This is a genomic window from Aetokthonos hydrillicola CCALA 1050, assembly GCF_017591665.1.
GTDB lineage: Bacteria > Cyanobacteriota > Cyanobacteriia > Cyanobacteriales > Nostocaceae > Aetokthonos > Aetokthonos hydrillicola.
Genome location: NZ_JAAKGC010000320.1, coordinates 1 through 1,958, shown reverse-complemented (window position 1 = coordinate 1,958; position 1,958 = coordinate 1). Strand labels below are relative to the sequence as shown.

General features: G+C 41.6%; 1 protein-coding gene and 2 pseudogenes. 1 reads left to right on the top strand and 2 read right to left on the bottom strand.

Going from position 1 to position 1,958, the window contains the following annotated elements:
• Positions 1-374: pseudogene (locus G4P69_RS37425) on the bottom strand (sulfonate ABC transporter substrate-binding protein); the annotation flags it as partial.
• A gap of 412 nt (positions 375-786) precedes the next feature.
• On the opposite strand from G4P69_RS37425, the gene G4P69_RS37420 reads away from it, so the two are divergent.
• Entirely contained in the window at positions 787-1,833 is a 1,047-nt protein-coding gene (locus tag G4P69_RS37420; RefSeq protein ID WP_208354970.1) for a sulfonate ABC transporter substrate-binding protein, read from the top strand.
• Positions 1,834-1,849: 16 nt separating this feature from the next.
• Here G4P69_RS37420 and G4P69_RS37415 read toward each other — a convergent pair.
• Positions 1,850-1,958, bottom strand: a pseudogene (locus G4P69_RS37415) (SAM-dependent methyltransferase); the annotation flags it as partial.

Genomic DNA, 1,958 nt, shown 5'->3' with positions numbered 1-1,958 from the left:
ACAATATCGGCTCCTGCTGCCTGAGCATAGATAGGCGTATTATTACCAACTGATCCTAAATCAACCCTACCAACATTCATGCCTTCCATCAGTTGTGGGCCTTGTTTAAATTGGAGCCATTGTACTTTCACTCCCAGAGGTTCCAGGCGTTTTTCTAAAACACCAGATACTCTCACCAAATCGCCTGCTTGTTGATAACCTATGCGCAACACTTTTGCTTTGATACCTGAAGTAGTATTAGAAGCAGCAGTAGCAGAGGAATTTTCTGCTGCTTGATTTTGATTGCAACTACCCAGAATAAATGCTGTAGAGAGTCCTAGCATTCTTGGTGCAATTACTCGGATAAAGTGACGGCGATGAAATTTTGGAATCATAATTGATTGATGTTTGCTGAGATTCAACCCTGCTTAAAAAACGATGCTACAGCGAGACGAGCAGCGAAAAAATGCGACATTCGAGTTTTCAATCCCACAGATTGATCTGTGGTAAAGACCCTGTTCTCTGCCCCCTTTAAAAGTTAATTTTTAATTTCTCAATTTATAATACTATAAGTCTATCAGTTAAATGTATTTTAAGCCCACGAGATTTGTATATCTATAACTGCTGCACAATTACGAGGTCTTGCTGCGTACAAAATTGGGATGGCACGTAACCGAGCATTAGCTCGCAAACAGCGGGCTTTTAGAGGATCTTGCATTTGTTACTTATTCGTGTAAATATTATTTCAAACTAAAAATACGGTAATTCTTTCAATTTGGTGTATTAAATAATAATAAAAGCATACTTATGTTCAAGAAATTCCTGCTAGTCCGACTGTTGGGTATTTTCAGCGGATTCTTCTATATTCGGAAATTATCGAGAGTCCGCATATTTGCACTATTGTTTAGTTTAGGACTAGGCTTGAGTCTTACTCTGTCAGCTTGTTCCACCAGTACAAGTAACTCGGCTACAACGCAAACAGCAGACCAAAAAGGTGTTGTTGTTCGCATAGGTTATCAAAAAGCAGCAACTATTCTCTATTCACTGAAGGCAAAAAAAGATTTAGAGAAAGCTTTGCCTGGTGCCATCGTGAAATGGACAGAATTCCCAGCCGGTCCACCAATGTTAGAAGCAATGAATGCTGGAAGTATTGATTTTGGATACACCGGTGAGTCACCGCCCATATTTGCTCAAGCAGCAGGTAATCCCTTGGTGTATGTTGCTTACGATCCTTGGACTCCAAAAGCTGAGGCTATCATCGTACCGAAAAATTCACCAGTTAAAACTGTAGCAGAACTAAAAGGTAAAAGAGTGGCTTTTGCTAAAGGCTCAAATACTAACTACTTACTGGTAAAAGCGCTAGAAAAAGCAGGATTAAAGTATGATGACATCAAGCCAGTAACGCTTCCACCTCCTGATGCTCGTGCAGCTTTTGAAGGTAACAATGTAGAAGCATGGGCTATTTGGGATCCATACTTAGCCGCAGCCGTAGCTTCCACAGGCGCACGGACCTTAACTGATGGAACAGGACTAGTACCGAATCGTGGTTATTATCTTGCAGCTAAATCTTTTGTTGAGAAGCACCCTGATACCGTAAAAATACTTCTTGATCAAGTCAAAACAACGAGTGACTGGGCGCAAAAAAATCCCAGGGAAGTAGCGCAATCACTTTCGCCAGTCTTAGGTATTGATGCTGCTGTTTTGGAGGTAGCAGAAAGGCGTCGTGAGTATGGAGTATTACCAATCACAGATGAAGTTATTGCTGGACAGCAGCAAATAGCTGACGCCTTCTATAAAATCAAACTGTTGAACAAGCAAATCAACGTCAAGGACGCTGTTTGGAAAAGCAGTTGAATATTGCTGTGGTTTCTCAACGCCGTATTGCCCGGAACATCCCAAAGCGGCACAAACCTACGCCAAAGGCTAACCGCATCAACAACAGGGTAGGAACTTCTCGCAAGGATTTGATACAACCGGGT